Genomic DNA, 26,258 nt, shown 5'->3' with positions numbered 1-26,258 from the left:
CTGACCAGCAGGTCGCTTTCAGGACACGATGGGTCGCCTGGGTGCAATCGCCGGGCTATGGTGATGGGCAAGCTTCCAGGATGCCCCGGACCCGGTGCGCCAAGACACTTGGCCGGAGAGCAAGAATGGCGACCGAGGATCCACGCCTCCGTGACGTGGTCGGGCGCTGCAGCCGAAGACTCCGGACGGCTGCCGCTATGCGGCGGTGGCGTTCGAGATGCCGAGGTACGTTTATGTCTGATGACACGCTTCACCTGCCTTTGATTCACAGCGTATTGGAGCGCGAAAAGGACACTCCCGGTGCCTTGCTGCCCATTCTCCACGCCATTCAGGACGGTTGTGGGTACATCCCCGACACCGCCATCCCCGAGATCGCCCATGCCCTCAACCTCAGCCTGGCTGAAGTGCACGGCGTGATCAGCTTCTACCACGATTTCCGTACCACACCGCCCGCGCGCCATACCCTGCGCCTGTGCCGGGCCGAGTCCTGCCAGAGCCGGGGCGCCGAACACCTGGCTGCGCAGCTGCGCGAACAACTGTTGCTGGACGACCATGGCACCACCGCCGACGGCAGTATCAACCTGCGTCCCGTCTATTGCCTGGGGGCCTGCGCCTGTTCGCCGGCCCTGGAACTGGACGGCGAGCTGCACGCCCGGATCACCCCCGAGCGCCTGCGCCAGCTGGTCAGTGGCTGCCTGGAGGATGGCGCATGCTGAAGCTCTATATCCCCCGCGATTCGGTGGCCCGTGCCGTGGGCGCGGACAAGGTGGCCGTGGCGCTGGTGCGTGAGGCCGAACGTCGACAACTGCCCTTGGAGCTGTGCCGCACCAGCTCCCGTGGCCTCTATTGGCTGGAGCCGCTGCTGGAAGTGGACAGCGCCGACGGCCGCCTGGGTTTCGGCCCCCTGACCGCGGAGGACGTGCCGAGCCTGCTCGACGCCCTGGCGGCAGATCCCGGCAGCCATCCCTTGGCCCTGGGGCCGGTGGAAGAGATCCCTTATTTGAAGAGCCAGCAGCGCCTGCTGTTCGCTCGGGCCGGCATCACTCAACCGCTGTCCCTGGACGACTATCGCGCCCAGGGCGGTTTCCGCGGCCTGGCCCGGGCCATCCAGATGACGGGCGATGAGGTGGTCGCCAGCGTGCTCGACTCCGGCCTGCGCGGCCGGGGTGGCGCGGCCTTTCCGGCGGGTATCAAGTGGCGCACCGTGCGCGAAGCCGCGGGTGCCCAGAAATATGTGGTCTGCAATGCCGATGAAGGCGACTCCGGCACCTTCGCCGACCGCATGCTGATGGAGGGCGACCCCTTCCTGTTGATCGAAGGCATGATCATCGCCGGCATCGCCGTGGGCGGCAGCAAGGGCTATATCTACGTGCGCTCGGAATACCCGGACGCCATCGGCACCCTGAACGAGGCCCTGCGCATCGCCCGCGAGGCCGGTTACCTGGGGGCGAACGTGGGCGGTAGTGGCCGCCCCTTCGAGCTGGACGTGCGGGTGGGGGCCGGGGCCTACATCTGCGGTGAGGAAACGGCGCTGCTGGAGTCCCTCGAAGGCAAGCGCGGCACGGTTCGCGCCAAGCCGCCGCTGCCGGCGCTGCAGGGCCTGTTCGGCTTGCCAACGCTGGTGCACAACGTGCTGACCCTGGCCTCGGTGCCGATCATCCTGGAGAAGGGCGCGCAGTTCTATCGCGACTTCGGCATGGGACGCTCCCTGGGCACCATGCCGTTCCAACTGGCCGGCAACGTCCGCCAGGCGGGTCTGGTCGAACGCGCCTTCGGCCTGAGCCTGCGCGAGCTGGTGGAAGGTTATGGCGGCGGTACCGCCAGTGGCCGGCCATTGAAGGCGGCGCAGGTGGGTGGGCCGCTGGGGGCCTGGGTGCCCCCCGCGCAGTTCGATACGCCGCTGGACTACGAGGCGTTCGCCGCCATGGGCGCGATGCTCGGCCACGGTGGCGTGGTGGTCGCCGACGACAGCCTGGACATGGCCCAGATGGCCCGTTTCGCCTTGCAGTTCTGCGCCGAGGAATCCTGCGGCAAGTGCACGCCGTGCCGGATCGGCTCGACCCGCGGGGTGGAGGTGGTGGACCGCTTGATCGCCAGCACCGACGCCGCGGCCCGCGAGGAACAGGCGCTGCTGCTGCAAGACCTCTGCGACACCCTGCAATACGGCTCGCTCTGTGCCCTGGGCGGGATGACTTCCTACCCTGTCGCCAGCGCCCTCAAGCACTTTCCCGCCGACTTCGGTCTGGCGACCACGGAGGCCGACCAATGATCAATATCTTCGACCCAACCAGTGATATCGACCTCGGCACCCCGGCCCGCGAAAGCGCGGTGCAGGTCAGCCTGACCATCGACGGCCGTGAGATCAGCGTCGCTTCCGGCACCTCGGTGATGCGCGCCGCGGCACTGCTCGGCACCACCATCCCCAAACTCTGCGCCACCGACAGTCTGGAGGCCTTCGGCTCCTGCCGCATGTGCCTGGTGGAGATCGAGGGCATGCGCGGCTATCCGGCCTCCTGCACCACGCCGGTGACCGAGGGCATGGTCGTCCACACCCAGACCTCCAAACTCGCCAGCCTGCGGCGCAACGTGATGGAGCTGTACATCTCCGACCACCCGCTGGACTGCCTGACGTGTTCGGCCAACGGCAACTGCGAGTTGCAGACGGTGGCGGGGCAGGTGGGCCTGCGAGAAGTGCGCTACGGCTACGAGGGCGCCAACCACCTGGACGAACAGAAGGACGTCTCCAACCCCTATTTCGACTACGACCCGAGCAAGTGCATCGTCTGCAACCGCTGCGTGCGCGCCTGCGAGGAAACCCAGGGCACCTTCGCCCTGACGATCAGCGGGCGCGGCTTCGATTCCCGAGTGGCGGCGGCCGGCGGCGACAATTTCCTCGACTCCGAGTGCGTGTCCTGCGGCGCCTGCGTGCAGGCCTGCCCGACCGCCACCCTGATGGAAAAGAGCGTGGTGGAAATCGGCCAGCCCGAGCGCAGCGTCATCACCACCTGCGCCTACTGCGGCGTGGGCTGCTCCTTCCGCGCCGAGATGAAAGGCGAGCAACTGGTGCGCATGGTCCCGGACAAGAACGGCCAGGCCAACCACGGCCACTCCTGCGTCAAGGGCCGCTTCGCCTGGGGCTACGCCACCCACCCGGACCGCATCACCAAGCCGATGATCCGCAAGCACATCAGCGATCCGTGGCAAGAGGTCAGCTGGGAAGAGGCGGTCACCTACGCGGCCAGCGAGTTGCGCCGCATCCAGTTGAAATACGGACGCGATTCCATCGGTGGCATCACCTCCAGCCGTTGCACCAACGAAGAGACGTACCTGGTGCAGAAGCTGGTGCGCACCGCCTTCGGCAACAACAACGTCGACACCTGTGCCCGAGTCTGCCATTCGCCCACCGGCTACGGCCTCAAGCAGACGCTGGGCGAGTCCGCCGGTACCCAGAGTTTCGACTCGGTGATGCAGGCCGACGTCATCCTGGTGATGGGCGCCAACCCCACCGACGCGCACCCGGTATTCGGCTCCCAGCTCAAGCGCCGCCTGCGCCAGGGCGCGCGGCTGATCGTCATCGACCCACGGCGCATCGACCTGGTGGATTCGCCCCATGCCCGTGCCGACCTGCATTTGCAGCTGCGCCCGGGCACCAACGTGGCCATGCTCAATGCATTGGCCCATGTGATCGTCACCGAGGGCCTGGTCAACCAGCCTTTCGTCGATCAGCGCTGCGAAGCGGCGGACTTCGCCCGCTGGCGCGATTTCGTCAGCCTGGCGGAGAATTCCCCCGAGGTCCTGGGGCCGATTTGCGGGGTGCCGGCCAAACAGATCCGCGAGGCCGCGCGGCTTTATGCTACCGGTGGCAACGCGGCCATCTACTACGGCCTGGGCGTCACCGAGCACAGCCAGGGCAGCACCTCGGTGATGGGCATCGCCAACCTGGCGATGGTCACCGGCAACATCGGCCGCGAGGGTGTCGGGGTCAACCCGCTGCGCGGGCAGAACAACGTCCAGGGCTCCTGCGACATGGGCTCCTTCCCCCACGAGCTGCCTGGCTATCGGCATATTTCCAACGAGGCGGTGCGCGCCGAGTTCGAACAGGCCTGGAACGTGACCCTGCAACCCGACCCGGGCCTGCGCATCCCCAACATGTTCGAGGCGGCCCTGGACGGCACCTTCAAGGCGCTCTATTGCCAGGGCGAGGACATCGCCCAGAGCGACCCCAACACCCAGCACGTGACCGCCGCCCTGACGGCCATGGAGTGCGTGGTGGTGCAGGACATCTTCCTCAACGAGACGGCCAAGTTCGCCCATGTGTTCCTGCCGGGCAGCTCCTTCCTCGAGAAGGACGGCACCTTCACCAACGCCGAACGCCGCATCTCGCGGGTGCGCAAGGTCATGGAACCGCTGGCCGGCAAGGCCGACTGGGAGGCCACCATCGCCCTGGCCGACGCCTTGGGCTACAAGATGCAGTACAGCCACCCATCGGAGATCATGGATGAGATCGCACGCCTGACCCCGACTTTCCACCGTGTCAGTTACGCCGAGCTGGATCGCCACGGCAGCCTGCAATGGCCGTGCAACGATGCCGCGCCGGACGGTACGCCGACCATGCACATCGATGAGTTCGTGCGCGGCAAGGGCCGCTTCATGCTCACCGGCTACGTGCCCACCGAGGAGAAGGTCAACAGCCGCTACCCGTTGCTGCTGACCACCGGGCGCATCCTCAGCCAATACAACGTCGGCGCCCAGACCCGGCGCACCGACAACGTGGCCTGGCACGAGGAGGACCGCCTGGAAATCCACCCGACCGACGCCGAGAACCGTGGCATCGTCGATGGCGACTGGGTCGGCATCGGCAGCCGCGCCGGGCAGACGGTGTTGCGCGCCAAGGTCAGCGAGCGGGTGGCGCCGGGGGTGGTCTACACCACCTTCCACTTCCCGGAATCGGGCGCCAACGTGATCACCACCGACAACTCCGACTGGGCCACCAACTGCCCGGAATACAAGGTGACGGCGGTGGAGGTGGTGCGGGTCAACCAGCCTTCCGAATGGCAGAAGCGTTATCAGGCGTTCAGCGATGAACAGGGGCGCCTGCTGCGGGAACGTCGTCATGCCGAGAAAGCCGAGGTACGCCGATGAGCAGCGAAAGCCTGATCAAGATGGCCAACCAGATTGCCCAGTTCTTCGCCAGCGAACCGGACAAGGCCCAGGCAGTGCGCAGCGTGCGCCAGCACCTGAAAAGCTTCTGGACGCCGGCCATGCGCAGAGAGTTGACCGCCTGGGAGGTGACACACCCCGGCGCGGCGCTGCACCCCCTGGTGCAGGCGGCGTTGAAGGAGAAGGAAACGCAAGGGCAGACCTAGCGTCTGCCGTTGGCGGGCAAACCTTGAACCGGACCGCCTTGTTGCAACCAACCAGAAGCCAGGGCCTTGCCCTGGCTTCTGCGTTACATCCAGCACGAAGGCCAGGCCTGAACCCGAATCCAGCGCTTGCCGCCGATCAATGAAAGGCTGTGCCTGACCCCGCAAAACCGCGCTCCAGACATCTGCACCGGCAAACCGTTCCTCAGCTAAGTCTTTGCTTCTGCCGAGTAATCCCGGACAATCGCGCCCCTGTTTCGGCGAGGGCTCTGTCTGTCGGGTATTCCGACGCGTCCTGGCCGAGTGGCAAATGACCGGAATGTGGAGATCCCACCGGATGAATGATCAGGCCAACAGCGTTGATCAACGCTTTGAAGCGGCAGCCCCAGCGACCCTCGCGAGCTGGAATCGCCAAGACACTACCTGGATGCTGGGCCTGTTCGGCACCGCCATCGGCGCAGGGACCCTGTTCTTGCCGATCAACGCCGGCCTGGGCGGCTTCTGGCCGCTGCTGATCCTGGCGCTGCTGGCGTTCCCGATGACCTTCTTCGCCCACCGTGGCCTGACCCGCTTCGTGCTCTCCGGGCGTGACGGCGCGGACATCACCGAAGTGGTGGAAGAGCATTTCGGGATCAAGGCCGGCGCCCTGATCACCTTGCTCTACTTCTTCGCCATCTTCCCGATCCTGCTGATCTACAGCGTGGCCCTGACCAACACCGTGGGCAGCTTCATGGAGCACCAGTTGCACATCATGCCGCCGCCGCGCGCCGTGCTGTCGCTGGTGCTGATCCTCGGCCTGCTGGCCGTGGTGCGCTGCGGCGAGCAGGTGATCGTCAAGGCCATGAGCCTGATGGTCTACCCGTTCATCGTCGCCTTGCTGTTCCTCGCGGTGTTCCTGGTTCCGCACTGGAACGGCGGCATCCTCAGCACCGCCAGCACCCTGCCTGAACCTTCGGCGTTCCTGCACACCCTGTGGCTGGCGATCCCGGTCATGGTGTTCTCGTTCAACCATTCGCCGATCATCTCGGCCTTTGCCGTGGACCAGAAGCGTCGTTATGGCGCACACGCCGAAGAGCGCAGCTCGCAGATCCTCTCCCGCGCGCACCTGCTGATGGTGGCGATGGTGCTGTTCTTCGTCTTCAGTTGCGTGCTGACCCTGTCGCCGGCCCAACTGGCCGAAGCCAAGGCGCAGAACCTGTCGATCCTGTCGTACCTGGCCAACCACTTCAGCAACCCGACCATCGCTTTCGCCGCGCCGCTGATCGCGTTCGTGGCCATCGCCAAGTCGTTCCTGGGCCATTACATCGGCGCCAGCGAAGGCCTTAAGGGGCTGATCGTGAAAAGCGGCCGCCGCCCGGGCGCCAAGGCCCTGGACCGCATGACCGCGGCCTTCATGCTGGTGGTGTGCTGGATAGTCGCCACGCTCAACCCGAGCATCCTCGGGATGATCGAAACCCTGGGCGGCCCGATCATCGCGGCCATCCTGTTCCTGATGCCGATGTACGCCATCCGCAAGGTGCCGGCCATGGCCCGCTACCGCGGCCAGGCCTCCAACGTGTTCGTCACCCTGGTCGGCCTGGTGGCAATCACCGCGCTGGTCTACTCCCTGAGCGCCTGACCCGCCGGCGGCCCACCGCGCGTTGGCGGTGGGTTGCCGCGCAGAAATGCCTGATTCAGCGAAGCCACGGCCGCTGACTGCGTGTAAAGCGCGGCGCGGCCGTTTTTCTGGTAGGCCGCAAAGTCCAGGGCCAGCAAGTGGTCGCGGTTGACCCGTTGCGGCTGGCCGAGCCGGCTCAGCGCCACGCCATGGCGCAGGAAGTAACGCTCCAGCGCCGGCGTGGTGACCGCCACCACCGAGTTCGCGCCCAGGGTCCAGGCGGTGTGCAGGGTGTGCCAGAACACCCGCATCGGCAGCTTGCCGTTTTCCAGGGCCGAGGCGGCGAAACGCGAGATTTCCCAGGTGTCGTGCTGCCGCGGCAAGGGCCGGTCGCAGAGAAAACCGAACACGTCCGCCAGCAGATAGGGCTGGGTGGTCGGCAGCAAGCGGGCGCAGCCGTGGATCTTTTCCTCGCTGTCCAGCGCCAGGGTGTAGCGGGTGTCGGCATGGTCGAACTGATCGACCTCGTGCCCGCACTCGCGGGTGCCGGCGGGTAGTCGCCAACCCAATTGCTTGATGAAGACCGCATGGCGATAGCGGCCGAGGTCGTCGCGCAGGGTCGGTGAAAGCTGGCTTTCATGCCGTGAAACCACAGTGATCATGGGTCGATATCCTTATCGTCGAATGAAGCGTCAGATCAGCCCCAGGACGGCGGCATAGGCGGCGGCCAGGGTCTTGTTGGCTGCGCCGAATTTCTTCTGGATGACCTTGAGGTGGAAGTTCACGGTATTCACCGAGATGCCCAGGATCAGGGCAATCTCCCCGGAACTCTTGCCGTCGGCCGTCCATTGCAGGATTTCCCGCTCGCGCGCGCTCAGCTCCAGCTGTTCGACCTGGCTGCTGGGGTGCCCGAGTTCGCCGAGGCGCGTGGTTGCCAGTTCGATGATGCAGCGCAGGCGCAGGCGAATTTCGCCCAGTTCCACGGCGCTGATCGCCGTGCATTCGCGGGCCACCGACAACACGCTCAGGGCGCTGTCGGGCGTGTGGATGGGCAAGGTGGCGCCCACCCGCAAGCCCCATTCCCGGGCCTCGCCCCACAGTACCGAGCCTTTGCCGAACAAGGCGTCGCTCCAGACCACCATTTCCGTGGAGCGCAGGCCGTTGAGGATCGTCGGGTCGATCGCGGCGTAGTTCTGTTGCTGGTAACGCTCTATCCAGGCTTGCGGATAGGAGCCATAGATATCGATTTTCGGGCGGGTGAAGGGGATCGAATGCCTGACTCCGTAAGCGTAGAAATCAAACCCCAGGGACCGGACTTCCCGTTCCAGCAGCGCGAATACCTGTGCGCTCTCCTGTTGCTTGAGCATCTCCATGCGCAGGTCGTTCCACCAGTGCATGAAATCCTGTCGTTTCTCCATGGCGTTTGCCTTGATTCCTTGCACGTCAGGGAATCTAGTCCAGGGCAATACGCTGTCAATATTCATGAAGTTCATAGAAAACTCCGCAACTGCCCTGATCCGGCGTCCTTCATCGGGCCGCCCGGGCGCGGGGCCGGCAATTCGGACGGTGGCACTCTGCAAGGGGGCTCATGGCCAAGGCCTGGGTGCGTCAATATGTCGCGCTGTGGCTGCGTACCGTAAAGGCGCTGGCCAGGCCAATAAGGGCAAAAGACGTCCCCGGCAAAACCGCTGGCGATCATGCACATAACTCTTTTCCTTGAGTGTTCTGGCTGTCTCCGGCCAGGGGGATGGGGCAGTTTCAGGCAGAGCGCAGGCGGGTGATGGGTTCCACAGCGGTGGCCGGCTCGCGGGCGCTGGGCAGCAACTGGGCGAGCAGGGCGCGATGTACGCCGTCGGCGGCGGTTCTCGATTCCAGGTCGAGAAAGTGCCCGCTGCCCTCGACCACCGCGAAGCTGCAATCGCGCACATAACGGCGGAACTGCCGGGCGTCCTGCGCCGGGGTGTATTCGTCCCACGCGCCATTGATGAAATGCACATGGCTGTCGATCGCTGCCAGGCGCTGGACGAAGGTGCCCTGGTTGAGCCTGAGCGCCTGTTCGATATGAAAGCGCACCTGGTGCCGCTCGGCGTCCACCAGGGTGGCCATGTGCAGCTGGTTGGCGGCCTTCAGGCGCGGTGGCAGGTGCTTGCCCAGGGTGTCGTTGAGCAGGTGGCCGATCCCGCCGCTGTCCTGCCGCTCCAGCAAGGCCTGGGCGCCGCTTATGTAATCGAGCATCGGCGGGTTGAGGAGGGGGGTGAAGGACATCACCACCGAGCTTTCCACGGTGCCCGGGTTGTGGGTCAGGGCCAGCAGGGTCGACAGGCCGCCCCAGGAGGTGGACACCACATGGTTGACCTTGAAACGCTCGATCAGCGCCAGCAGGATCGCCACTTCGTCGTCCTTGGTCACCAGGCGCTGGTCCGGGTTGTGTGGCCGCGAGTTGCCGGAGAACGGCAGGTCGAACATCACCACATTGAAATGTTCGGCCAGGCAGCGGCTGGTGCGGGCGAAGGCGGTGGTGGTGGCCATGGCACCGTTGACCAGCAACACCGTCTTGCGTTGCGGGTCGCTGCCCAATTGTTCGACATGCACACAGTAGTCGTTGAACGCTTTCTCGATCACACAATGGTTACGCCACATAGCACACCTCCATTTGTTGCTTTTGACGGGGCGAAAGAGTCCGCGGCAGCTGAGATCCAGCTGTCGTGCGCGGGATGTTTTTATAGTCGTGTGAGCGCTTTGAGCGATCGGCGCGGGTTGACAGCTGTCATCCCAAGGCCGTGGCAAGCGGGCAGCGTTCGACGTTCGGGCGAGCGTCGGGTGCCGTTGGCAGTGGCGTGATTTTTAGCAAGGGCGGGGAGGGCTAACAACTACCAGATCTGGTAGGCAAAGACGCCTGGCGTTCTGCTGCCAGAGCGACTAGCGAGTCGATCGCCGGGATAAAAAAAACGCCGCGTATCGTCGTGGGATACGCGGCGTTCTTCATTGCCTTGCAGCCTTAGGCTTGAACCACCGGAATCTTGGCGTTCGCAGCAGCCTCACGGAACTCGGCGATCTGATCGAAGCTCAGGTAGCGGTACACGTCCGCTGCCATGCTGTCGATCTTGCCGGCGTATTCCATGTATTCCTCGACGGTCGGCAGGCGACCCAGGATGGACGCGACGGACGCCAGCTCGGCCGAAGCCAGGTAGACGTTCGCGCCGTCACCCAGACGGTTCGGGAAGTTACGGGTCGAAGTCGAAACCACGGTGGAGTTCGGCTCTACACGTGCCTGGTTACCCATGCACAGCGAGCAGCCCGGCATTTCCATGCGCGCGCCAGCCTTGCCGTAGATGCCGTAGTAGCCTTCTTCGGTCAGCTGGTGAGCGTCCATCTTGGTCGGCGGCGACAGCCACAGGCGGGTTGGCAGCTGGCCCTTGACCTGATCCAGCAGTTTGCCGGCAGCGCGGAAGTGACCGATGTTGGTCATGCAGGAACCGATGAACACTTCGTCGATCTTCTCGCCAGCCACGCTGGAGAGCAGGCGAGCGTCGTCCGGGTCGTTCGGCGCGCAGAGCACAGGCTCCTTGACGTCGGCCAGGTCGATCTCGATGACTTCGGCGTATTCGGCGTCCTTGTCGGCTTCCAGCAGCTCAGGGTTGGCCAGCCAGGCTTCCATCGCTTGAGCGCGACGTTCCAGGGTACGGGCATCGCCGTAGCCTTCGCCGATCATCCAGCGCAGCAGGGTGATGTTCGACTGCAGGTATTCGGCGATCGACTCTTTGGACAGCTTGATGGTGCAACCGGCAGCCGAACGTTCGGCCGAGGCGTCGGACAGTTCGAAGGCTTGCTCGACGGTCAGGGTTTCCAGACCTTCGATCTCCAGGATGCGGCCGGAGAAGGCGTTCTTCTTGCCTTTCTTCTCGACGGTCAGCAGGCCTTTCTGGATCGCGTAGTAAGGGATGGCGTGGACCAGGTCACGCAGGGTGACGCCAGGCTGCAGCTTGCCCTTGAAGCGGACCAGGATCGATTCCGGCATGTCCAGTGGCATGACGCCGGTGGCGGCGGCGAAGGCCACCAGGCCGGAACCGGCCGGGAACGAGATGCCGATCGGGAAACGGGTGTGGGAGTCGCCACCGGTGCCGACGGTGTCCGGCAGCAGCATGCGGTTCAGCCAGCTGTGGATGATGCCGTCGCCCGGACGCAGGGACACGCCGCCACGGGTCATGATGAAGTCAGGCAGGGTGTGGTGGGTGGTGACGTCGATCGGCTTCGGATAAGCCGCGGTGTGGCAGAACGACTGCATCACCAGGTCGGTGGAGAAGCCCAGGCAAGCCAGGTCCTTCAGTTCGTCACGGGTCATCGGGCCAGTGGTGTCCTGGGAGCCGACGGTGGTCATCTTCGGTTCGCAGTAGGTGCCTGGACGCACGCCTTTGACGCCGCACGCCTTGCCGACCATTTTCTGCGCCAGGGTGAAGCCCTTGGTGCTTTCGGCCGGAGCTTCCGGCTTCTTGAACAGGTCCGAAGGTGGCAGGCCCAGTTCGGTGCGCGCCTTCTCGGTCAGGCCACGGCCGATGATCAGCGGGATACGACCGCCGGCACGGACTTCGTCGAGCAGGACCGGGGTCTTCATTTCGAAGGTGGCCAGGACTTCGTCGCTGTTGTGCTTGGTGACTTTACCGGCGTGCGGGTACAGGTCGATCACGTCGCCCATGTTCATCTTCGACACATCGAATTCGATCGGCAGGGCGCCGGCGTCTTCCATGGTGTTGTAGAAGATCGGTGCGATCTTGCTGCCGAAGCAGAAGCCGCCCGCGCGCTTGTTCGGCACGTAAGGAACGTCGTCGCCGAAGAACCACAGTACGGAGTTGGTTGCCGATTTACGGGACGAACCGGTACCGACCACGTCGCCGACGTAGGCGATCGGGAAGCCGTCGTTGCGCATCTGCTCGATCTGTTTCATCGGGCCGATGGCGCCTTGCTGGTCCGGAACGATGCCGTCACGGGCCATTTTCAGCATGGCCAGGGCGTGCAGCGGGATGTCAGGACGGGACCAGGCGTCCGGGGCAGGGGACAGGTCGTCGGTGTTGGTTTCGCCAGTCACCTTGAACACGCGCAGGCTGATCTTGTCGGCCAGTACCGGGCGGTTCTTGAACCACTCGCCGTCGGCCCAGGATTGCAGTACGGCTTGGGCGTGAACGTTGCCGTTCTTGGCTTTTTCCGCGACGTCGTGGAAGGCATCGAACATCAACAGGGTGTGCTTGAGCTGTGCGGCCGCGACCGGCGCCAGCTCGGCGTCGTCCAGCAGCTCGACCAGGGTCACGATGTTGTAGCCGCCCTGCATGGTGCCCAGCAGTTCAACGGCGCGCTTCTTGTCCAGCAGAGGGGATTTGGCTTCGCCTTTGGCCAGCGCGGAGAGGAAACCGGCCTTTACATAGGCGGCTTCGTCGACTCCTGGCGGAACGCGATTGGTGATCAGGTCAACGAGGAAGGCTTCTTCGCCAGCGGGGGGATTCTTCAGCAGCTCGACCAGGCCTGCAGTTTGTTCGGCGTTTAGCGGCTGGGGAACGATACCCAGGGCTGCACGCTCTTCGATATGTTTGCGGTAGGCTTCAAGCACAGTATTACCCTCATCAGTGGTCCCAAATGGGTGTCCGGGACGCTCATCCCGAAATTGCCGTACTCATGCGCTGCGTGACGTTTTGGGTCGCTTAGCCAGAATTACCGACAATTCCTTACAGAAGCTGCTTTCAAAGTTTTACGCCTGCAGAACGGGAGCTGATGAGGGTTGGCGCTGGGCTTTCCCCGCTGGAAAGACCCATCGCCAACACCGCTCTGAAGGAACGACTGTGCTCGTGACGCTTTGAAAACAGCTTCTAACGGACATTGGCGCCTAAAAAGGCTGGCTGATTCTACGGCAAAAAAAAATTAAAGGTAAGACAGGGTCTATTGGACTTTGGTGGCGAGTCGCGTTGCTGGGCCAACGTGCGCGAGGCAAGGCGCGGGATGCCGTCGCGGCCGCCACCAAAGTCCAATAGACCCTCAGCCCCTGAAGTTTGAGGGGTGATCAATGTTAGACAAAGGGCTAACATGCGGGCCTGTTTCGCTTTTTTCCGCCAATTGCCTACTTATGCCCAATCAGACGATCAAGACCCCCTGCGTCGGCCTCTGCTCCACTGTCTACGGTGACCTGGTGTGCCGTGGCTGCAAGCGTTTCCACCATGAAGTGATCCACTGGAACGGCTACAACGAGGAAGAAAAGCACGCGGTGTGGCTGCGTCTCGAGCAATTGCTGGTGCAGGTGATGGCGGCCAAGCTGGAAGTCTTCGATCCCCAGCGGCTGCGCGAGCAACTGGAGCAGCGCAAGATCCGCTTCGTGCCGCACCAGTCGGAATATTGCTGGGCCTATCAGCTGATCGCCCGCGGGGCGCGGGTGATCAACCAGCTGGAGGCCTACGGGATGGTGTTGCTGCCGGAGTTTCGCGACTGGGAACTGCCGGAGTTGCGCGATGCCATCGATCGGGAGTTTTTCCTCCTGTCGGAAGCCCATTACCAGCGGTATATCGCCCCGGGGTTTCTCAAGGACGCCTTTGGCGCCTGACCGCTAAAAAAGCATCGCGAGCAAGCTCGCTCCTACAAGGTATGTGCAACCTGTAGAAGCGAGCTTGCTCGCGATGGCGTTCTATCAGTAAACCTATCACTCAATGCTTGCTGGCCACCTCTTCCAGGTGGTCCATGATCACCTCCGGCTTGAGCACCAGCACGTCGCTTTCCAGGGCATCAAGCACCACTTCCGCGGTGTTGCCGATCAGCGCCCCGGAAATCCCGGTGCGCGCCACGGTGCCGATGATGGTCAGCGCCGCCTGCAATTCATGGGCGGTGTGCGGGATCAGCACGTCCGCCGGGCCTTCTTCTATATGCAGGTGGGTATCGTCGATGTCGAATTCGGCCTGGAACGCCTTGCACTGCTCGCGATAGCGCGCCTCGATGGTTTCCTTGAGCTGGAACACCGGGTCGGACGCCGACAGCATCGGCGACGGATGGGCGCTGATCACATGCAGCTGCGCCTTGGCCAGGCTGGCGATGTCGAAACCATGGTCGACGATGGTGGCATGCAGGGTGCGATGCTCGCCGTCGACATTGCCGACGTCGATGGCCGCCAGGATCACGCCGCCGGTCCAGGGCTTGGCGGTTTTCACCAGCAGCACCGGGCTTGGGCAGTAGCGCAGCAGTTTCCAGTCGGCGGGGGTGAGCAGGGCCTTTTTCAGCGGGTTGTCGGCAAAGTGCTGCTTGATCACCAGGCCACAGCCTTCGGCCTGCTGCACGTCGATGATGGTGCCGTGCAGGCTGTCGTTCCAGGCCTGCTCGGTGGTCACGCTGTAGCCCTCGCTCAGCAGGCTGCTCTTGAGCACGCTCAACAGCGCCGAATGCTCATGTTTCTTGTCGCACACCAGCAGGTGCAGATGGGCCTGGGTCACCCCGGCGATCAGCTTGGCGCGCTTGAGCGCAAGGCTTTCGGAATGCTCGGGCTCGATGACCACCAGGATGCTGCGGATGGCTTGCATGGTCGGGATCTCCAGAGAGGGATGAAGGCTACGTTGCACAACTATAGTTGCTGCGCGTCGCCGTGGCTGTTGACGCACATCAAGCGCCGCGGCTGGTGGTCTGCGACGCGGCCGGTATAATCGGCGCCCTTCGCCGTGAACCCTTATGCCGTGAGCCCCATGTTATCTATCCCTGAAGTCGCCACCGTCCTGCCTTGCGAGCACCTTATCTTCAAGGCTGCCCAAAAGGACGGACGGCCATGAACCTGCCACAAATCCATGAGTTCCTCGGCTGCCGCACGCCGGATGCCTGGGTCCGGGCGGCCCTGGCGGATCAGGAAACCCTGCTGATCGACCACAAGAACTGCGAATTCAAGGCGGCCAGCACGGCCCTGAGCCTGATCGCCAAGTACCACTCCCATGTCGACCTGATCAACATGATGTCGCGCCTGGCCCGGGAAGAGCTGGTGCACCACGAACAGGTCATGCGCCTGATGAAGCGGCGCAAGATCGAACTGCGCCAGCTGTCGGCCGGGCGTTATGCCTCGGGCCTGCGCAAGGTGGTGCGCAGCCACGAACCGGTGAAGCTGGTGGACACCCTGGTGGTCGGCGCCTTTATCGAGGCCCGCAGCTGCGAGCGTTTCGAGGCGCTGGTGCCGCACCTGGACGAAGAACTGGGCAAGTTCTACTTCGGCCTGCTGAAAAGCGAGGCCCGGCACTTCCAGGGTTACCTGAAGCTGGCCTATCAGTACGGCGACGCCAAGGACATCGCCCAGGTGATCGAGAAGGTGCGCGCCGCCGAGCGCGAACTGATCGAGTCGCCGGACGTCGAGTTCCGTTTCCACAGCGGCGTGCCTGCTCTGTAGAACGGCCGACGCCGGTATAAAACTACGGGCAAATTGTAAAAAACTCTTAAAAGCATGAAACATCATTGAAAACCGGCCATCTGGGCCGGTTTTTGCTGTCTGCCCTGGTCTCAGATTTATCCGATGCCGCCTATAATGCGCGCCCCAATTGTGCGCACTCAGACTGGTATTTATGGATAACCCGGGTCTTGGCAAAGTATTGCTGGTGGAAGATGACGAGAAGCTCGCCGGGCTGATCGCGCACTTCCTGTCCCAACACGGTTTCGAGGTCCTGACGGTACATCGTGGCGATGTGGCGCTGGCGGCCTTTCTCGAGTTCAAGCCGAAAATCGTCGTCCTCGACCTGATGCTGCCGGGCCAGAGCGGCCTGCACGTGTGCCGGGAGATCCGCAACGTGGCGGACACGCCCATCGTCATCCTCACCGCCAAGGAAGACGACCTGGACCATATCCTGGGCCTGGAGTCCGGCGCCGACGACTACGTGATCAAGCCGATCAAGCCGGCGGTGCTGCTGGCCCGCCTGCGCGCCCTGCAACGGCGCCAGTTGCCGGAGCCGACGGTGCGCGGCGCGCTGGAATTCGGCCGCCTGACCCTCGACCGCAGTTGCCGCGAAGTGCGCCTGGCCGGCGAGCCGATCGAGCTGACCACCATGGAGTTCGAGCTGCTGTGGCTGCTGGCCAGTTCGGCGGGCAAGATCCTCTCCCGCGACGACATCCTCAACCGCATGCGCGGCATCGCCTTCGACGGCCTCAACCGCAGCGTCGATGTCTACATCAGCAAGCTGCGCGGCAAACTCCAGGACAACCCTCGCGAGCCGGTGTGCATCAAGACCATCTGGGGCAAGGGCTATCTGTTCAATCCGTTCGCGTGGGAGCTCTAGATGCTGCGGCTGTTTCTGGGTTTGTACATTGTCCTGGCCATAGGTTTTGCCGGGGCGATCACCGCGGTCGATCACATCTTCACGGCCATCCTCGAAGACCCGCTGGAAGCCTACAACCGCGATGCGGTGCGCGGGCCGGCTTATAGCCTGGTGGAACAGTTGCGGCCGTTCGACAGCGCCGAGCGCGAACGGCAATTGCAGGCGTTGCAGCCGCACTACGGCTTGCAGTTGCGCCTGGTGAACGCCGACGCGCTGGGCCTGAGCGCCCGCGAACAGGCCTTGCTGGCCTCCAACCAGTTGGTGGTGCGGCAAGCGTTCACCGAGTTTATCGCCAGCATCGACCAGGGTCCGCAATTGCTCAGCATCAAGTTGCCGGAAGAGCCCTCGCTGACCCGCTTCTATACCACCGCGGCCTATTTTCTCCTCGCTACGCTGGTGGGCATCGTCCTGTATTTCTGGGTGCGCCCGCACTGGCGCGATCTGGAGCAACTGCGGCTGGCGGCCGAACGGTTCGGCGACAACGACCTGAGTACGCGCCTGCACCTGTCGCGGCGCTCGAACATTCGCGAGCTGGCCGAGCACTTCAACCGCATGGCCAGCCGCATCGAAGGCCTGATCGCCAATCAGCGCGAGCTGACCAACGCGGTGTCCCATGAGCTGCGCACGCCCATCGCCCGCCTGTCGTTCGAACTCGACCAGCTCAAGCAGTCCGATCCGAAACACAACCGCGAGCTGATCGCCGACATGTACGCCGACCTCGGCGAGCTGGAGGAAATGGTCTCCGAACTGCTGACCTATGCCAGCCTGGAACACGGCGCCACGGTGATCAACCGCGAGACTATCCAGGCCCACAGCTGGCTCGACAGCGTGGTCGGCAGTGTCGCCCTGGAGGCGGAAGCGGCGGGGGTACAGATCCTGATCCGCGCCTGCGAGGTCGAGTGCATCAGCATCGAGCCGCGGTTCATGGCGCGGGCGGTGATCAACCTGCTGCGCAACGCCATTCGCTACGCCGAGCGGCGCGTCGAGGTGTCCCTGGTGCGGGTCGGGCAGGGTTATGAAGTCCAGGTCAACGACGACGGCCCGGGCGTGCCGGTGGAAGGACGCAAGAAAATCTTCGAGCCGTTCTCCCGGCTCGACGCCAGCCGCGACCGCCGCACCGGCGGCTTCGGCCTTGGCCTGGCGCTGGTGCGGCGGGTGTCGCAGTCCCACGGCGGCCAGGTCGAGGTGACGGATTCGCAGTGGGGCGGCGCGTCGTTTCGCATGACCTGGGCGCAGCTCGAGTAGCCCCGGCCCATAGGCACATACCCGCGGAATTGCGCATGCTTCTGTAGGAGCGCAGCTTGCGCGCGATGAACGATAACGCGGTGGATCAGGCGGTCCGCGTCGTGGTCATCGCGGGCAAGCCTCGCTCCTACAGAAGCACGCGGTTCTGTAGGAGCGAGCGGGCGGCGATCCGACTTGCCCGCGATAGCGTCAGAACGACCAACACCGCTTAAAAGCTGTACTCCAGCGTGGTCGCCAGCGACGTCTGCATCCGCCGCTCGACAATCGGGCTGTCCGCCGCCTCCCGCCCCAGGTACTGCAGCGCCAGCACCGTCGACACGTTCATCTGTTCGCTGACCGGCACTGTCCAGGTCAGGTCGCCGCCCCGGCTGAGAAAGCCGCCCTTGGGGCGATAGGCTGCGAAACGGGTCCTGCCGGCCTGGGCCGTGCTGACGCCATACCAGGTGTGCAGGTAGTCGCCGTCGCCGAACTGGCTGTTGAGGCTGCCTTCGAGGCGGCCGTAGCGGCCTTCATACAGCGTGCTGCCAATGCTCAGTTGCAGGTGGTTGTAGGCCGAGTCGGTGTCCGGGTCGTCATTCTTCTTCAGCGCATGCTGCAGCGTGGCCCCGAGCTCCACGGTGCCCAGGGTGTAGCCCAGGTGGGCGCCGAACTGTGCGCGGGACTTGATCGAGCCCATGCCGGCCAGATGGTCCGAACCCTTGTAGCCGCTCTTGCGGTCCTTGCGTGCTTCGCTGGGGCCGACCCAGGTGCTGAACGCCAGGTCGCCCCATTCATGGCCCCAGCCAAGGCCCTGCTCGGTATTGAGGAACACCCCGTAGGGGCTGACGATTGCGCCGCCCAGGATCGGCGCGACTGTGCGTTCGTCGCTGCCGCTGTAGCGCGGCAGGCTGGCGGCGCCGGCTTGTAGTTGGTATTGCCAGTCCGCGGCGTAGAGCGGGCCGCTGGACGTGAGCAGGCACAGCGAAGCCAGAGGCAGCGCAGCAAGGGACAGGCGCAAGGTTTTCGGACGGATCGAGGTCTTCATCGGCGGCTAGAAACTCAGCAGGGTGTGGGAATGGTCGTTGGGGGTGGAATAGGAGCTGCCCAGGCCATCGCGCGGTCGCTGGGCGACCTTGCGCGCCGGGACGACAGGAGCCGGTTCGGCGCGCAGGGCGGTCTTAGGTGGCGTGGCGATTTCAGGCGGCGGTTCGACGCTGGGCGTGGGGGCCGTGGGCGGCGTGCCCTGGCAGCTGAGGCCACCGAGCAGCACACCGATGAAGAGCGTGAAGAACCGACCGTACATGACGCACCCGTGGGGAAATGGATGCGCTCATGCTAGGGACGCGGGCGCGGGCAATCTTTGGCAGCTTTGTCGCAAAACTGTCAAAGACTGTGAATGCCCGGCGCTTAGCGTTCCAGGTCCAGGCGCTCATGCCACTGAGCGATGGATTCCTCGGGGTAATGGGCGAATTGCAGGTCGTGGGGATGCCAGTCGATCTCCACCCAGGGCGCCCTGGAGTCGAGCATCAGGTGGGTGTGTTCCGGCGGTATCGGCAACGGTGTGTCGATGGCCGAGGCAAAGGGATGGATCAGTTCCGGCCACTGCGGGCTGAACAGCCACAACCCGGAGCCGCAGCGGCTGCAGAAATGCCGTTCGGCGCTGCTGCGCCGGGCGCGTTTGCCGGGTTCCCTGAGCAGCGCGTGGTAGATCGAGATGTGCTGGCGGCCGCGGACTTTCAGGCTGGCGGCATCGCCGCCGAGGTTGATCGCATACCCACCGCCGCCCTGGGTCTTGCGGCAGATCGAGCAGTAGCAGCGTTGATAAGGGTAGGGGTGGGCGCTGTTCAGGCTGAAGTGGACAGCGCCGCAATGGCAGGAACCTTCGAGTTGCATGACGACCTCCGACGATCCATGGGTTATGACCGTCAGCCTAGCCGCTGTCGGCTGGAGCGTTCGCCATGGGCGCTGGTCGGCGCCGGGTTGACCCTGTAGCTACTTCAGGCTTTTTACTGTCGACTCTCTTTATCAGGAGTGATCGACATGAGCTTTCTCGAACGTTTGCTGGGCGGCCATCGGGGCCGTGGGCATGGCGGTTATCAGGGTGGGCACCACAGTAATGGGCATGGCAGCGGGCATGGCCAGCGCGCAGGTGGCGCAGTGCCGCCCGCGGGCGGCCCGCTGTGTCCGGACTGCGGGGCGAACAATGCGGCCAGGGCGCGGTTTTGCCAGCAATGCGGGACTTCGTTGCAGCCGGCCGCGTGCCGCCAGTGCGGCAGCACGCTGGCCGCCGGTGCGCGGTTTTGTGCGCAGTGTGGCGGGGCGGCGGGCTGAGGCTGGCTTACAGCGCCAGGTGGTAGCGGACCTGGGTCGCATCGTCCGGGTCGATGGCGCGACTGAAGCCCAGGGTCGCCGACAGTTCGCGCATGCGGTGGTTGGCGGGGCAATCCAGGGAGTACATCTGCTTGAAGCCCTGGTCCTTGGCCCGGGCGATCAGATGGCGCATGAGCAAGGCGTCCAGGCCCTGGTGCTGCCACTCGTCGGCCACGGTCACGGCAAATTCACAGGTGTCCGCTTCCGCGCCGATGGTGGCGTAGCGGCTGATGCCGATTTCCCGCAGCGAGCCGTTGTCGTGGACCAGCGCCACGTAAGCCACGCGCTCGCTGCCGTCGACGTCCATCAGCTGGCTGAGCAGGGCCTCGCCGACTTCCTTGACTTCCCCGAGGAAGCGGTGGTGCCGGGTGGCCGGCGAGAGGTTCTCGATAAAGGCCTTTTCCCGGTCGCGGTCTTCGGCGCGCAGCGGGCGGATCAGCACCGGGCTGCCGTCGTTGAGGGCGTCTATCCAGTGTTCGCCTTTCTGTTGAGCGAAGGCGGCCAGGGCAGGCGTATGGATGGCGGTGCTGGTCATGGGCAAGTCTCCGTGAAGGTGCAGAGGATTGCCTGAACATTCACACCTGTCAGGCGCCAGGCCCTTGATTCAGGTCAACGCGCCGCGGTGTCGCGGAGGGTTTTGCGCCAGGAGGCAGGTTGGCCGCGACCATCAGGCCTCGGGCATCAAGGTGGCGATCAGCGCCCGCACGGTGCCGGGCAGGGCCTCCAGCTCACGGACGATGATGCTGCGCTCGCGCACCGCCCAGGCCTCGTCGAGTTTCACCGTCACCAGCTGCATGGTGTGGCTGTGCCGGATGGCGGCCGACTCGGGAATGATGCCGATACCGACGCCGGCCTCGACCATGCGGCACACCGCTTCGAAGCTCGACACCTGGATCCGCAGCGACAACTGCTTGCCGGTGCGCTCCACGTGTTCGCGCAAAAAACTCAGCAAGGTGCTGCCTTCGTGCAGGCCGATGTGCTGGTAGGCCAGGGTCTGCTCCAGGGTCACCGCCGGCTGCGTCGCCAGCGGGTGGTCGACCGGCAGGATCAGCACCAGGTGGTCGGTGCTGAAATGCAGGACCTGCAGGCCGCTGGCTTCCACCGGGCCGGCGATGATGCCCATGTCGGCGGTGCCGTCGAGCACGCCACGCACGATGTCCCGGGACAGGCGCTCCTGCAGGTCCACCGTGACCCCCGGGCGTTTCGACAGAAAGCCGGCGAGGATTTCCGGGAGGAATTCGGTGACCGCCGTGGTGTTGGCGAAGATGCGCATATGCCCGGTGGAGTCGCCGCCGTATTGGGTGAACTCGCTTTTCAGGTAATCCACCTGGCGCATGATCAGCCGCGCATGCTGTAACAGGCGCTCGCCCGCCGGAGTGACTTCGACGCCGCGGCTGTCGCGGTACAGCAGGCGGGTTTCGAGTTGGCTTTCCAGGGCCTTGATCCGCGCGCTGGCCGCCGCCGGTGAGAGAAAGGCGCGCTTGGCGCCCTGGGTCAGGCTCGGCGATTCGGCGATATGGATAAACAGGCGCAGGTCGGCCAGATCGAAATGCATGGGCGGCTCCTGGGAGGGAAGAGGGTCAAAGCGGCGTTCAGCATAACCGAACGCCGGTTTATTGAAATGCAAATTCTCAGAACGCACAGCGGCTTGCATGATCGGGCGCACCATCACTGCAACAGGACCCGACCCGATGAGCGTGACCGACCCCAGCGCCTGGATAGGCCGAAGCCAGCAAGCCCGAGACCTGCTCAGCGACAACCTGCTCAAACGCATCGCCGCGACCTTCGGCGAACCCGCGCCGGCCCATGGCGAGGCCTTGCCGCCGCTGTGGCAATGGTGCTTTTTCCAGGAGCCGTTGGCCGAAAGCGCCCTGGGCGGCGACGGCCATCCGGCCCGTGGCGGCTTCCTGCCGCCGGCGGCCAATCGCAACCGCATGTGGGCCGGTGGCCGCCTGGAGTTCTTCGAGCCGTTGCGCGCCGGTTTCGCCGCGGACTGTGTGTCGACCATCAGCCATGTCGAGGAAAAGACCGGGCGCACCGGCGCGCTGCTGTTCGTCACGGTGCGCCATGAGTATTCCCAGGACGGTCGCCTGGCGATTCGCGAAGAGCAGGACATCGTCTATCGCGAGCCGACCCCGCCCAAGCAAGCCAGCGGCGAGCCATTGATCCAGGGCGACTGGCGCGAGCCTGTCGAGCCCAGCCCGACCCTGCTGTTCCGCTACAGCGCCGTGACCTTCAACGGCCATCGCATCCATTACGACTTTCCCTACGTCACCGAGACCGAAGGGTATCCGGGGCTGGTGGTGCACGGCCCATTGATCGCCACCCTCAGCCTGCGGGCGTTCTGCCGCGCCCATCCCGGGGCCCGGTTGCGGCGCTTCGCTTATCGCGGCCTGCGGCCGTTGATCGCGCCGCAGCCGTTCGAGGTCGGCGGGCGCATCGTCCGCCCCGGCGTCGCCGAACTCTGGGCCGGCAACGACGCCGGCCTGGCCCAGCGCGGCGAAGTGTTGTTCGACCCGATCCCACAACAATAACCACAGGCGGAGAGCCGTTCGATGAACCCCAGCAGCAATGAAGAATTGAATGCCATCCGTGAAGGCGTGCGGGCGTTGTGCGCCGAGTTCGATGCCGCCTACTGGCGCCGGATCGATGAAGAAAAAGGCTTTCCGGAAAGCTTCGTCAAGGCCCTGACCGACGCCGGCTGGCTGGCGGCGATGATCCCGGCCGAATACGGCGGCTCCGGCCTGGGCCTGGCCGAAGCCTCGGTAATCCTCGAGGAGGTGAACCGCTGCGGCGGCAACTCCGGCACCGTGCACGGGCAGATGTACAACATGTTCACCCTGCTGCGGCACGGCAGCGAAGCGCAGAAGCGCTTCTACCTGCCGAAACTCGCCAGCGGCGAACTGCGCCTGCAATCGATGGGCGTCACCGAGCCCACCACCGGCACCGACACCACCAAGATCAAGACCACCGCGATCAAGCGTGGCGACAAGTACGTGATCAATGGGCAGAAGGTGTGGATCTCGCGCATCCAGCATTCCGACCTGATGATCCTGCTGGCGCGCACCACGCCGCTGGCCGAGGTCAAGAAGAAGTCCGAGGGCATGTCGATCTTCCTGGTCGACCTGCGCGAAGCCATCGGCCACGGCCTGACCGTGCAGCCGATCGCCAACATGGTCAACCACGAGACCAACGAGCTGTTCTTCGACAACCTGGAAATCCCCGCCGACAGCCTGATCGGTGAGGAAGGCAAGGGTTTCCGCTACATCCTCGACGGCCTCAACGCCGAGCGCACCCTGATTGCCGCCGAGTGCATCGGCGACGGCCGCTGGTTTATCGAGAAGGCCAGCCAGTACGCCCGCGACCGCGTGGTGTTCGGCCGGCCGATCGGGCAGAACCAGGGCGTGCAGTTCCCCATCGCCGAAGCCCATATCGAGATCGAGGCCGCCGACTTGATGCGCTGGCGCGCCTGCGAGGAATACGACAGCGGCGGCAACGCCGGGGCCAGTGCCAACATGGCCAAGTACCTGGCGGCCAAGGCCTCGTGGGAAGCGGCCAATGCCTGCCTGCAGACCCACGGCGGTTTCGGCTTCGCCAATGAATACGACGTCGAGCGCAAGTTCCGCGAGACCCGCCTGTACCAGGTGGCGCCGATCTCCACCAACCTGATCCTGTCCTACGTCGCCGAGCACCTGCTCGAACTGCCGCGCAGCTTCTGAGGAACCGAGCATGAGCCATACCCAAGCCTTGGCCGGGTTCCTTGCCGGCCTGAGTTACCCGCAGCTGCCCGACAGCGTGCTGGCGCGCACTGAAGAGCTGTTCCTCGACTGGCTCGGTTCCGCCCTGGCCAGCCAGGGCGCGCATCCGATTCCGTTGTTCGAGCGTTACGCCCGGCATATGGGCCCGGCCGATGGCCCGGCGCGGATCCTGGTCAACGGTCGCGGCAGCTCGGCCTATTTCGCTGCCCTGGTGAACGCCGCGTCTTCCCATCTGGTGGAGCAGGACGACCTGCACAACAGCTCGGTGTTGCACCCGGCCACCGTGGTGTTCCCGGCGGCCCTGGCGGCGGCCCAGGACCTGGGCAAGTCCGGCCAGGATCTGCTGCTGGCGGCGGTGGCCGGCTACGAGGCGGGGATCCGTATCGGCGAGTTCATGGGCCGTTCCCATTACCGGATCTTCCACACCACGGCCACCGTCGGCACCCTCGCCGCTGCGGTGGCGGTGGGCAAGCTGATGGACTTCGACCAGGCGCAGTTCATCGACCTGCTGGGCAGCGCCGGGACCCAGGCTGCCGGGCTCTGGGAGTTCTTGCGCGACGCCGCGGATTCCAAGCAGCTGCACACGGCCAAGGCCGCGGCCGACGGGCTGCTCGCCGCCTACCTGACCCGCGACGGGCTGACCGGCGCGCGCAATATTCTCGAAGGTGAGCAGGGCATGGCCGCGGGCATGTCCTGGGATGCCGAGCCGAGCAGGCTGTCCGATCGGCTCGGTTCGCGTTGGGCCTTGCTGGAGACCTCGTTCAAGTTCCACGCCTCCTGCCGCCATACCCATCCGGCCGCCGATGCCTTGCTGGCGCTGATGCAGCGCGAAGGCCTCAGCCATGGGCAGATCGCCCGGGTGGAAACCCGCGTGCACCAGGGCGCCATCGATGTGCTGGGGCGGGTGAGCGTGCCGCAGACCGTGCACCAGGCCAAGTTCTCCATGGGCACCGTGCTCGGCCTGATCGCCGTGCATGGCAAGGCCGGGCTGCCGGAGTTCCATGAGCTGGCGCTGAACGATCCGGCGGTGGCGGCGTTTCGCGACAAGGTGTCGATGGTCCTCGACCCCGAGGTCGACCGCGCTTACCCGCAACGCTGGCTTGGCCGGGTAGTGGTCAGCACCGACGACGGTCGTACCTTGCACGGCGCCATCGACGAGCCCAAGGGCGATCCGGGCAATGGCCTGTCGCGGGCGGAGCTGGAAGACAAGTTCCAGCGCCTGCTGCGCTTCTCCGGCGCACGCACGGCGGAGCAGGGCGCGGCCCTGATCCGCCAGGTATGGAACCTGCGCGACAGCGCGCGACTGAACGAACTGCTCTGAGCCCGCCCCGAGGACGCTTTATGACACTCAATACAACACAACCCCGGCCGCTGGACGGCATCACCGTGGTCAGCCTGGAACACGCCATCGCCGCACCGTTCTGCACCCGCCAACTGGCCGACCTGGGCGCCCGGGTGATCAAGGTCGAGCGCCCCGGCAGCGGCGATTTTGCCCGCGGCTACGACGAGCGCGTGCGCGGCCTGGCCTCGCATTTCGTCTGGACCAACCGCTCCAAGGAAAGCCTGACCCTGGACCTCAAGCAGGACGCCGCCGGCGACATTCTGCAAAGCCTGCTGGCCCAGGCCGACGTGCTGGTGCAGAACCTCGCGCCGGGCGCGGCGGCGCGCATGGGCCTGTCGTTCGAGGCGCTGCATCAGCGTTTTCCGCGGCTGATCGTCTGCGACATTTCCGGTTATGGCGAGGGCGGCCCCTATGAGAAGAAAAAGGCCTATGACCTGCTGATCCAGAGCGAGGGCGGGTTCCTGTCGGTGACCGGCGGCCCGGGCGAGGAGCAACTGGCCAAGGCCGGCTGCTCGATCGCCGACATCGCTGCCGGCATGTACGCCTACAGCGGCATTCTTTCGGCGCTGTTGCTGCGCGGCAGGACCGGGCAGGGCAGCCGCATCGACGTGAGCATGCTGGAAAGCCTGGTGGAATGGATGGGCTACCCGATGTACTACGCCTTCGACGGCGCGCCGCCACCGCCCCGGGCCGGCGCGGCGCACTCGACCATCTACCCCTACGGGCCGTTTCCGGCGGGGGACGGCGGCACGGTGATGCTCGGTTTGCAGAACGAGCGCGAATGGGCGGCGTTCTGCGACAAGGTGCTGTTGTTGCCGGAGCTGGCCGGCGACGAGCGCTTCTCGGCCAACTTCAAGCGCTCGGCCAATCGCGAGGCGCTGCGCCAGATCATTGTCGACAGCTTCGCCCGGCTGACGGTGGAGGCGGTGATCGAGCGGCTGGAACAGGCGCAGATCGCCAGTGCCCGGGTCAACGGCATGCAGGGCGTGTGGCAGCACCCGCAACTCAAGGCCCGCGACGGCTGGCGCGAGGTGGACAGCCCGGCCGGCAAGCTGCCGTCGCTGCTGCCGCCGGCGCGCAACGCCGCGTTCGAACCGCGCATGGACGGCGTCCCGGGGCTGGGCCAGCACAGCGGCGCGATCCTCGCCGAACTGGGCCTGTCCGCCGAGGCCATCGAACAGCTGCAGGCCAACGGCGTGATCTGAGACCTGCAGGCTTGCACGGCTTCTGTAGGAGCAGCCGGTCGACGCTCGATTGCTGGCGATGGGGCCCTTGGGGGTTGCATCGATCTTGCGG

The 26,258-nt window shown here is 65.0% G+C and carries 24 protein-coding genes; 14 read left to right on the top strand and 10 right to left on the bottom strand.

Annotated elements, in window-relative coordinates; all coding sequences use genetic code 11:
* Positions 1-233: 233 nt before the first annotated feature.
* The 5 genes from NRG23_RS06400 to NRG23_RS06380 all read left to right on the top strand — a co-directional run bounded on the left by NRG23_RS06400 (position 234) and on the right by NRG23_RS06380 (position 6,981).
* Complete coding sequence (locus NRG23_RS06400) at positions 234-716, top strand: formate dehydrogenase subunit gamma (RefSeq protein ID WP_009048511.1); 483 nt, start codon at positions 234-236, stop codon at positions 714-716.
* Positions 710-2,269 carry an NADH-quinone oxidoreductase subunit NuoF gene (locus NRG23_RS06395; protein ID WP_257374060.1) on the top strand — a complete coding sequence of 520 codons (1,560 nt, stop codon included), beginning with the start codon at positions 710-712 and terminating at the stop codon, positions 2,267-2,269. The genes NRG23_RS06400 and NRG23_RS06395 overlap by 7 nt, the downstream gene beginning before the upstream one ends.
* Complete coding sequence (fdhF, locus tag NRG23_RS06390) at positions 2,266-5,142, top strand: formate dehydrogenase subunit alpha (protein WP_038579749.1); 2,877 nt, start codon at positions 2,266-2,268, stop codon at positions 5,140-5,142. The genes NRG23_RS06395 and fdhF overlap by 4 nt, the downstream gene beginning before the upstream one ends.
* A complete protein-coding gene (locus tag NRG23_RS06385; protein ID WP_257374059.1) occupies positions 5,139-5,366 on the top strand; it encodes a formate dehydrogenase subunit delta in 228 nt (75 codons plus the stop codon). The genes fdhF and NRG23_RS06385 overlap by 4 nt, the downstream gene beginning before the upstream one ends.
* Before the next feature lie 334 nt (positions 5,367-5,700).
* On the top strand, positions 5,701-6,981 hold the full coding sequence (locus NRG23_RS06380; RefSeq protein WP_009048515.1) for a serine/threonine transporter: 1,281 nt from the start codon (positions 5,701-5,703) through the stop codon (positions 6,979-6,981).
* Here NRG23_RS06380 and NRG23_RS06375 read toward each other — a convergent pair.
* The 4 genes from NRG23_RS06375 to acnB form a co-directional block, all read right to left on the bottom strand.
* Complete coding sequence (locus NRG23_RS06375) at positions 6,963-7,622, bottom strand: acyl-homoserine-lactone synthase (RefSeq protein WP_257374058.1); 660 nt, start codon at positions 7,620-7,622, stop codon at positions 6,963-6,965. The two genes, NRG23_RS06380 and NRG23_RS06375, sit on opposite strands and share 19 nt — an antisense overlap.
* 30 nt (positions 7,623-7,652) lie before the next feature.
* Positions 7,653-8,378, bottom strand: a complete 726-nt coding sequence (locus tag NRG23_RS06370) for an autoinducer binding domain-containing protein (RefSeq protein ID WP_016701827.1) — start codon at positions 8,376-8,378, stop codon at positions 7,653-7,655.
* A 340-nt stretch (positions 8,379-8,718) separates the two neighbouring features.
* Positions 8,719-9,600: an alpha/beta fold hydrolase gene (locus NRG23_RS06365; protein ID WP_124313334.1), complete on the bottom strand. Its 882-nt coding sequence runs from the start codon at positions 9,598-9,600 to the stop codon at positions 8,719-8,721.
* A 358-nt stretch (positions 9,601-9,958) separates the two neighbouring features.
* A complete protein-coding gene (gene acnB / locus NRG23_RS06360) occupies positions 9,959-12,559 on the bottom strand; it encodes a bifunctional aconitate hydratase 2/2-methylisocitrate dehydratase (protein WP_009048519.1) in 2,601 nt (866 codons plus the stop codon).
* A gap of 510 nt (positions 12,560-13,069) precedes the next feature.
* On the opposite strand from acnB, the gene NRG23_RS06355 reads away from it, so the two are divergent.
* Positions 13,070-13,540, top strand: coding sequence for a DUF1289 domain-containing protein (locus NRG23_RS06355; protein WP_009043436.1), 471 nt, complete (start codon positions 13,070-13,072; stop codon positions 13,538-13,540).
* Between the two features lie 100 nt (positions 13,541-13,640).
* On the opposite strand, the gene NRG23_RS06350 is transcribed toward NRG23_RS06355, so the two are convergent.
* On the bottom strand, positions 13,641-14,504 hold the full coding sequence (locus NRG23_RS06350; protein ID WP_009048520.1) for a universal stress protein: 864 nt from the start codon (positions 14,502-14,504) through the stop codon (positions 13,641-13,643).
* Positions 14,505-14,743: 239 nt separating this feature from the next.
* On the opposite strand from NRG23_RS06350, the gene NRG23_RS06345 reads away from it, so the two are divergent.
* From NRG23_RS06345 to NRG23_RS06335, 3 genes are all read left to right on the top strand, one after another.
* Entirely contained in the window at positions 14,744-15,349 is a 606-nt protein-coding gene (locus NRG23_RS06345; RefSeq protein WP_028682700.1) for a tRNA-(ms[2]io[6]A)-hydroxylase, read from the top strand.
* A gap of 172 nt (positions 15,350-15,521) precedes the next feature.
* Positions 15,522-16,229 carry a winged helix-turn-helix domain-containing protein gene (locus NRG23_RS06340; protein ID WP_009048522.1) on the top strand — a complete coding sequence of 236 codons (708 nt, stop codon included), beginning with the start codon at positions 15,522-15,524 and terminating at the stop codon, positions 16,227-16,229.
* Positions 16,230-17,513, top strand: a complete 1,284-nt coding sequence (locus NRG23_RS06335) for an ATP-binding protein (protein WP_110175137.1) — start codon at positions 16,230-16,232, stop codon at positions 17,511-17,513.
* A 208-nt stretch (positions 17,514-17,721) separates the two neighbouring features.
* On the opposite strand, the gene NRG23_RS06330 is transcribed toward NRG23_RS06335, so the two are convergent.
* From NRG23_RS06330 to NRG23_RS06320, 3 genes are all read right to left on the bottom strand, one after another.
* On the bottom strand, positions 17,722-18,537 hold the full coding sequence (locus tag NRG23_RS06330; protein WP_257374054.1) for a MipA/OmpV family protein: 816 nt from the start codon (positions 18,535-18,537) through the stop codon (positions 17,722-17,724).
* Positions 18,538-18,543: 6 nt separating this feature from the next.
* Entirely contained in the window at positions 18,544-18,795 is a 252-nt protein-coding gene (locus NRG23_RS06325) for a hypothetical protein (protein ID WP_124354891.1), read from the bottom strand.
* Between the two features lie 104 nt (positions 18,796-18,899).
* On the bottom strand, positions 18,900-19,385 hold the full coding sequence (locus NRG23_RS06320) for a GFA family protein (protein WP_110175135.1): 486 nt from the start codon (positions 19,383-19,385) through the stop codon (positions 18,900-18,902).
* Positions 19,386-19,532: 147 nt separating this feature from the next.
* Between NRG23_RS06320 and NRG23_RS06315 the strand changes: the two genes are divergently transcribed.
* A complete protein-coding gene (locus NRG23_RS06315; RefSeq protein ID WP_009048527.1) occupies positions 19,533-19,823 on the top strand; it encodes a zinc ribbon domain-containing protein in 291 nt (96 codons plus the stop codon).
* 7 nt (positions 19,824-19,830) lie between these two features.
* On the opposite strand, the gene NRG23_RS06310 is transcribed toward NRG23_RS06315, so the two are convergent.
* Positions 19,831-20,397 (bottom strand): GNAT family N-acetyltransferase, encoded by a 567-nt coding sequence (locus tag NRG23_RS06310; RefSeq protein ID WP_257374051.1) that lies wholly within the window; start codon positions 20,395-20,397, stop codon positions 19,831-19,833.
* Between the two features lie 132 nt (positions 20,398-20,529).
* Complete coding sequence (locus NRG23_RS06305) at positions 20,530-21,417, bottom strand: LysR family transcriptional regulator (protein ID WP_016701834.1); 888 nt, start codon at positions 21,415-21,417, stop codon at positions 20,530-20,532.
* Positions 21,418-21,553: 136 nt separating this feature from the next.
* Between NRG23_RS06305 and NRG23_RS06300 the strand changes: the two genes are divergently transcribed.
* From NRG23_RS06300 to NRG23_RS06285, 4 genes are read left to right on the top strand one after another with little or no spacing between them, the layout of a single operon-like run.
* On the top strand, positions 21,554-22,396 hold the full coding sequence (locus NRG23_RS06300; RefSeq protein ID WP_172833381.1) for a MaoC family dehydratase N-terminal domain-containing protein: 843 nt from the start codon (positions 21,554-21,556) through the stop codon (positions 22,394-22,396).
* A 21-nt stretch (positions 22,397-22,417) separates the two neighbouring features.
* Positions 22,418-23,581, top strand: coding sequence for an acyl-CoA dehydrogenase family protein (locus NRG23_RS06295; RefSeq protein WP_257374044.1), 1,164 nt, complete (start codon positions 22,418-22,420; stop codon positions 23,579-23,581).
* 10 nt (positions 23,582-23,591) lie between these two features.
* Positions 23,592-24,941, top strand: a complete 1,350-nt coding sequence (locus NRG23_RS06290) for an MmgE/PrpD family protein (protein ID WP_028682706.1) — start codon at positions 23,592-23,594, stop codon at positions 24,939-24,941.
* Positions 24,942-24,961: 20 nt separating this feature from the next.
* On the top strand, positions 24,962-26,167 hold the full coding sequence (locus NRG23_RS06285; protein ID WP_257374043.1) for a CaiB/BaiF CoA-transferase family protein: 1,206 nt from the start codon (positions 24,962-24,964) through the stop codon (positions 26,165-26,167).
* Positions 26,168-26,258 lie beyond the last annotated feature (91 nt).

It is taken from the genome of Pseudomonas sp. T8, from assembly GCF_024610635.1.
Taxonomy (GTDB): Bacteria; Pseudomonadota; Gammaproteobacteria; order Pseudomonadales; family Pseudomonadaceae; genus Aquipseudomonas; species Aquipseudomonas chlororaphis_I.
Note: the sequence above shows the minus strand (reverse complement) of the source record. Positions and strands in the feature narration are given on the sequence as shown.

What these genes read in the sequence shown, in the direction of transcription:
- NRG23_RS06350 (WP_009048520.1), bottom strand. Translation starts at nt 14,504, where the DNA reads ATGCAAGCCATCCGCAGCATCCTGGTGGTCATCGAGCCCGAGCATTCC.
- NRG23_RS06365 (WP_124313334.1), bottom strand. Translation starts at nt 9,600, where the DNA reads ATGTGGCGTAACCATTGTGTGATCGAGAAAGCGTTCAACGACTACTGT.
- NRG23_RS06315 (WP_009048527.1), top strand. Translation starts at nt 19,533, where the DNA reads ATGAGCTTTCTCGAACGTTTGCTGGGCGGCCATCGGGGCCGTGGGCAT.
- fdhF (WP_038579749.1), top strand. Translation starts at nt 2,266, where the DNA reads ATGATCAATATCTTCGACCCAACCAGTGATATCGACCTCGGCACCCCG.
- NRG23_RS06310 (WP_257374051.1), bottom strand. Translation starts at nt 20,397, where the DNA reads ATGACCAGCACCGCCATCCATACGCCTGCCCTGGCCGCCTTCGCTCAA.
- NRG23_RS06385 (WP_257374059.1), top strand. Translation starts at nt 5,139, where the DNA reads ATGAGCAGCGAAAGCCTGATCAAGATGGCCAACCAGATTGCCCAGTTC.
- NRG23_RS06400 (WP_009048511.1), top strand. Translation starts at nt 234, where the DNA reads ATGTCTGATGACACGCTTCACCTGCCTTTGATTCACAGCGTATTGGAG.
- NRG23_RS06375 (WP_257374058.1), bottom strand. Translation starts at nt 7,622, where the DNA reads ATGATCACTGTGGTTTCACGGCATGAAAGCCAGCTTTCACCGACCCTG.
- NRG23_RS06395 (WP_257374060.1), top strand. Translation starts at nt 710, where the DNA reads ATGCTGAAGCTCTATATCCCCCGCGATTCGGTGGCCCGTGCCGTGGGC.
- NRG23_RS06335 (WP_110175137.1), top strand. Translation starts at nt 16,230, where the DNA reads ATGCTGCGGCTGTTTCTGGGTTTGTACATTGTCCTGGCCATAGGTTTT.
- NRG23_RS06305 (WP_016701834.1), bottom strand. Translation starts at nt 21,417, where the DNA reads ATGCATTTCGATCTGGCCGACCTGCGCCTGTTTATCCATATCGCCGAA.
- NRG23_RS06355 (WP_009043436.1), top strand. Translation starts at nt 13,070, where the DNA reads ATGCCCAATCAGACGATCAAGACCCCCTGCGTCGGCCTCTGCTCCACT.
- NRG23_RS06330 (WP_257374054.1), bottom strand. Translation starts at nt 18,537, where the DNA reads ATGAAGACCTCGATCCGTCCGAAAACCTTGCGCCTGTCCCTTGCTGCG.
- NRG23_RS06325 (WP_124354891.1), bottom strand. Translation starts at nt 18,795, where the DNA reads ATGTACGGTCGGTTCTTCACGCTCTTCATCGGTGTGCTGCTCGGTGGC.
- NRG23_RS06320 (WP_110175135.1), bottom strand. Translation starts at nt 19,385, where the DNA reads ATGCAACTCGAAGGTTCCTGCCATTGCGGCGCTGTCCACTTCAGCCTG.
- NRG23_RS06340 (WP_009048522.1), top strand. Translation starts at nt 15,522, where the DNA reads ATGGATAACCCGGGTCTTGGCAAAGTATTGCTGGTGGAAGATGACGAG.
- NRG23_RS06345 (WP_028682700.1), top strand. Translation starts at nt 14,744, where the DNA reads ATGAACCTGCCACAAATCCATGAGTTCCTCGGCTGCCGCACGCCGGAT.
- NRG23_RS06380 (WP_009048515.1), top strand. Translation starts at nt 5,701, where the DNA reads ATGAATGATCAGGCCAACAGCGTTGATCAACGCTTTGAAGCGGCAGCC.
- NRG23_RS06295 (WP_257374044.1), top strand. Translation starts at nt 22,418, where the DNA reads ATGAACCCCAGCAGCAATGAAGAATTGAATGCCATCCGTGAAGGCGTG.
- NRG23_RS06290 (WP_028682706.1), top strand. Translation starts at nt 23,592, where the DNA reads ATGAGCCATACCCAAGCCTTGGCCGGGTTCCTTGCCGGCCTGAGTTAC.
- NRG23_RS06300 (WP_172833381.1), top strand. Translation starts at nt 21,554, where the DNA reads ATGAGCGTGACCGACCCCAGCGCCTGGATAGGCCGAAGCCAGCAAGCC.
- NRG23_RS06285 (WP_257374043.1), top strand. Translation starts at nt 24,962, where the DNA reads ATGACACTCAATACAACACAACCCCGGCCGCTGGACGGCATCACCGTG.
- NRG23_RS06370 (WP_016701827.1), bottom strand. Translation starts at nt 8,378, where the DNA reads ATGGAGAAACGACAGGATTTCATGCACTGGTGGAACGACCTGCGCATG.